At 69.6% G+C, this 4717-nt stretch carries 4 protein-coding genes; 2 read left to right on the plus strand and 2 right to left on the minus strand.

Annotated features, from left to right (window positions below; translation table 11 throughout):
- On the plus strand, window positions 1-222 hold a 222-nt coding region (locus B4E30_RS03620; protein WP_286793531.1), incomplete at its 5' end, for a GNAT family N-acetyltransferase.
- A 306-nt stretch (window positions 223-528) separates the two neighbouring features.
- Complete coding sequence (locus B4E30_RS03625; RefSeq protein ID WP_286793532.1) at window positions 529-1362, plus strand: endonuclease domain-containing protein; 834 nt, start codon at window positions 529-531, stop codon at window positions 1360-1362.
- A gap of 115 nt (window positions 1363-1477) precedes the next feature.
- On the opposite strand, the gene B4E30_RS03630 is transcribed toward B4E30_RS03625, so the two are convergent.
- Window positions 1478-3292, minus strand: coding sequence for an ABC transporter ATP-binding protein (locus B4E30_RS03630; RefSeq protein WP_286793533.1), 1815 nt, complete (start codon window positions 3290-3292; stop codon window positions 1478-1480).
- A partial coding sequence (locus tag B4E30_RS03635) for an ABC transporter ATP-binding protein (protein WP_286793534.1) occupies window positions 3289-4717 on the minus strand: 1429 nt, incomplete at its 5' end. The genes B4E30_RS03635 and B4E30_RS03630, both read right to left, overlap by 4 nt.

A 4717-nucleotide genomic window follows, 5' to 3' on the forward strand; every position in this document is an offset into this window, starting at 1 on the left:
GTGCTGTGGCGCATCAACGTCGACGCCGACGACCAGGGCCGCGGCATCGGCCGCTTCGCCATCGAGAAGCTGCTCGACGAGGCGCGCGACCGTGGCCTCGACAAGCTCAACGTCATCTACGAAGAGGGCGAAGCCGGACCCGAGGCGTTCTTCACGCGCATGGGCTTCACCCCGGTGGGTGAGACGGAGTACGGTGAGGTCATCGCCGAGATCCGTCTCTGACGGGCGGCGATCGGCCCACCCCTCTGAAGAAGGTCCCGGCCGCCGCATTCCGGCGGCGGGGCCTCGGATTCCCCTCCCCCACCGAGGCTCCGTCGCCCTCGCCGCGCCCCGCCCGCATCCCGAGGTCGGAGAATCGGTCGGATGTCGGAGGATTCGGCCGTAATTCTCCGACATCGGCGCGATTCTCCGACATCGGCGGAACGAGGCGGCGGGGATGCACCCTCCACAGGCGGGTCACGGGGACGCGCGCTCCACAGTTCCGGCGCCCCGCAACCGCAGAGACCGCCGGGCAGGCATCGTGTCGGCATGGATGTGGAGAGCTGGCTGGCCGCGCGGGCGGGCATCGCCCATCGTGACGAGGTGGGTCGGGCCGGATTCACCGCGGGTGCCGTGGCTGATGCCGTCCGGGCCGGGCGCGTGCGCCGGATCCGCCGCGTGTGGGTCGCTCTCCCGCGCGGCGACGGCGACCTGATCCGCGCGGCGGAACTCGGCGGACGGGTGGCGTGCCTCTCGGTCGCGCGACGCCGCGGCTGGTGGATCCCGGAGCAGGTCGACGTGCAGCCGCACCTGCACTTCCGCCCCAACGGTCGAGCGGTCCCGTTCGACGGCGTCTCGCACTGGACGAAGCCGCTCTCCCCCGTGTCGCCGGCATCGCTGCTCGAATCCGTCGAGGATGCGCTGGCCCACATCGCATCGTGCCTCGACCGCGAGGCTGCCCTCGTGGTGTGGGAATCAGCCATCCGCTCCGAGAACCTCTCGACGGACGCGCTCCGCGCCGTGCGGTGGCGCTCACGCGCGTCGGCCGAGTGCGCCGCCGAGGTCAACGGACTCTCCGACTCGGGTCTCGAGACCCTCGCGATCGTGCGCCTGTCGCGCTGGGGTGTGCCGATCCGCCAGCAGCTCTACCTCGCCGGGCACCCGGTCGATCTCCTGATCGGTGACCGCCTGGTCGTTCAGCTCGACGGGTTCGCTCATCACTCGACGTCGAAGGACCGCACGCGCGACCTCCGGCACGACGCCGAGCTCCGTCTGCGCGGATACACGGTGCTGCGATTCAGCTACGCGCAGGTGATCCACGACTGGCCGGCCGTCGAGCGCACGATCGGGCGAGCCATAGCCGCCGGCGCCCACCTCGCATGACCCGCCCCGGATGTCGGAGAATCGCGCCGATGTCGGAGAATCCGACGCGAATCCTCCGACATCCGGCCGATTCTCCGACATCCGCGCGGCGGCCCTGGCCCGGCGTCCCTAGGCGTCAGACCAGGGACTGCTGCCAAGCACTGTGGAGCTGCGCGAACTTGCCGTCACCGGCGATCAGGGCCCCGGGAGCGTCGTCCTCGATGATGCGTCCGTGCTCCATCACGAGCACGCGGTCCGCGATCGCGACGGTGGACAGGCGGTGCGCGATGATGATCGCGGTGCGATCCGCGAGCAGAGTCTGGAGCGCCTCCTGGATCAGACGCTCGCTCGGGATGTCGAGCGAGGCGGTCGCCTCGTCGAGGATGAGCACGGCCGGGTTCGCCAGGAACGCCCGGGCGAACGAGATCAGCTGCCGCTGCCCCGCCGACACCCGGCCGCCGCGCTTGTTCACATCCGTCGCGTAGCCGTCGGGAAGCGCCGCGATGAACTCGTGCGCGCCGACGGCGCGCGCGGCATCCTGGATCTCCTCGATCGTCGCGTCGGGCTTGCCCAGCGCGATGTTGTCGGCGACCGTGCCGCTGAACAGGTACGCCTCCTGCGTGACCATGACGATGGCCCGTCGCAGGTCTTTCGGATGCAGCTGACGCAGGTCGACGTCGTCGAGGGTGATGGCGCCGCGGGTGGGGTCGTAGAACCGCGAGACGAGCTTGGCGAGGGTCGACTTGCCCGCACCCGTCGTTCCCACCAGCGCGATGGTCTGGCCGGCGGGGATGTCCAGCGTGAAGTCGGGCAGGATCACCCGGTCGTCGGAGTATCCGAAGCGCACGTCGTCGAAGCGCACGTGACCGCGCGCCCGCCACAGGTCGACCGGCTTCGCCGGGTCGGGCACCGTCGGCTCCTCCTCGAGCACGCCCGAGACCTTCTCGAGCGCGGCGGTGGCCGACTGGTAGGAGTTGAGGAAGAACGCCACCTCCTGCAGCGGCGAGAAGAAGTTCCGCACGTAGAGGACCGCCCCCACGAGGGTTCCGATCGCCATGGCACCCTCGGCCACGCGCACGCCGCCCCAGAAGACGATGAGGGCGAGCGAGACCGACGCGATGGCCATGAGTCCCGGCTCGAACGTGCCGAAGAGGCGGATCGAGCGCATGTTGACGTCGCGGTACCGCATCGCGAGGCCGCCGAACTCGTCGTCGTTGCGCGGCTCCTTGCGGAACGCCTTCACGGCCCGCACACCCGTCATCGTCTCGACGAACTTCACGATCACCTGCGCGCTGATCACACGCGACTCCCGGTAGACCAGCTGGGAGCGCAGGTAGAACCAGCGCATGAGGAAGAAGAGCGGGATGCCCATCAGCACGATGATGACGCCGGACTGCCAATCGAGCAGCAGCAGCGCACCCAGCGTGAACACGCCGTAGAGGAGCCCCGAGACGAGCTCGTTGAGACCGCCGTCGAGCAGCTCGCGAATGGTGTCGAGGTCGCTCGTCTGCCGCGAGATGATGCGGCCCGAGGTGTAGGACTCGTGGAACTCCAGGCTCAGGCGCTGGGTGTGCAGGAAGATCCGCTTGCGCAGGTCGAGCATGATCGCCTGGGTCAGCCGCGCCGCGACGACGGCGTACCAGCCGACGAGGCCGGCACCCCCGAACGCCGTGAGCAGGTAGACGGCGACGATGCCCACCGTCGGCATCCAATCCATCCGATCGACGGCTGCGGGGAGGGCCGTATTGATGCCGTAGGTGATCAGAGCGGGGCCGGCCACGCGCAGCACGGTCGACACGATGAGCACGGCTGCGGCCAGCACGAGCTGCCAGCGAAGGGTGCTCACGAGCGAGCCGAGCAGGCGCAGCGAGCGCCGCCGGATCGCCCGGCTCTCCTCGCGGGTGTAATCGGAGCGGTCCTCGCCGCGGGTTCCGATGATGCCGGTGCTCACAGGTTCACCTCCGTCTCGCGCGCACGCGCTTCGTCGTCTTCGAGACTCGAGATCACATGCCGGTAGTGCGCGCTCTCGCGCAGCAGATCGGAGTGCGCCCCGACCGCGGTGACCTTTCCGGCCTCGAGCAGGGCGACCCGATCGGCGAGCATCACGGTCGACGGGCGGTGCGCGACGATCATCGCCGTGGTGTCGTGCAGCACCTCGCGCAGCGCATCTTCCACCAGCGCCTCGGTGTCGACGTCGAGGGCGGACAGCGGGTCGTCGAGCACGAGGATCGACGGCCGTGCGGCAACGGCGCGGGCCAGCGCGAGACGCTGACGCTGCCCGCCGGACAGGCTCAGGCCCTCCTCGCCGATAACGGTGTCCACGCCGTTCGGCAGATCGTCGACGAAATGCGCCTGCGCCACCTGCAGCGCTTCCCGCAGGATGCGCTCGGCCTCCTCGCTGCCCGGCTCGAGGTCTTCGCGCCCCAGCAGCACGTTCTCCCGCACGGTCTGCGAGAACAGGGTGGCGTCCTCGAACGCCATGCCCACGTGCGTGCGCAGCTCCGCGAGCGTGAGGTCGCGCACGTCGACGCCGTCGACGGTGACGCGCCCCGCGGTGACGTCGTACAGGCGCCCGGGAAGGGTCGTGAGCGTCGTCTTCCCCGAACCGGTCAGGCCGACGAGGGCCATCGTCTCGCCCGGACGCAGCACGAGGTCGACGCCGTCGAGCAGGTCGCGTTCGCTCTCCCGCGCATCCTGATAGCGAAAGTGGACGCCCTCGAAGGCGAGCTCACCGCGCGGCGCGGCGATCGTCGTGGGCTCGGCGGGGTCGACGATGGGGTTCTGCTCGTCGAAGACCTCGAAGATGCGGTCGGTCGCCGTGCGCGCATCCAGCAGGAACGAGAACAGGAACCCGATCGACTCGACCGGCCACCGCAGAATGGTCGTCATCGCGAAGAACGCCACCAGCTCCCCGACGCCGAGCTGACCCAGGGCGACCAGGTAGATCCCCGCGCCGAGACAGAGCGCGAACGCGATGTCGGGCAGCAGCACGAGCCAGAACCAGATCCACCCCACCGCGCGCGCCTTGTCGAGCTCGGTCTCGCGGAGGGTCTCGGCCTGACGGGTGAACTTCTTGAGCGCGTGCGAGCCGCGGCCGAATGCCTTGAGCACCCGGATGCCGTGGACGCTCTCCTCCACGCTCGTCGCCAGGTCGCCTGCCTGGTCCTGGCTCTGCCGCGCGAGCACGCCGTAGGTCTTCTCGAACCGGTATCCGGCGTACCACAGCGGCGCCGAGGTCACGAGGAAGATCGTGCCGAGCACCCAGTGCCAGCGGAACAGCAGGGCCGCACCGACCAGGATCGTCAGCACGTTGACGACGAGGAGCACGAGTCCGAAGGCGATCCAGCGACGGAGCATGCTGATGTCCTGCATCATG

The sequence above is a fragment of the Microbacterium sp. UBA3394 genome, from assembly GCF_002358725.1.
Lineage (GTDB): Bacteria > Actinomycetota > Actinomycetes > Actinomycetales > Microbacteriaceae > Microbacterium > Microbacterium luteum.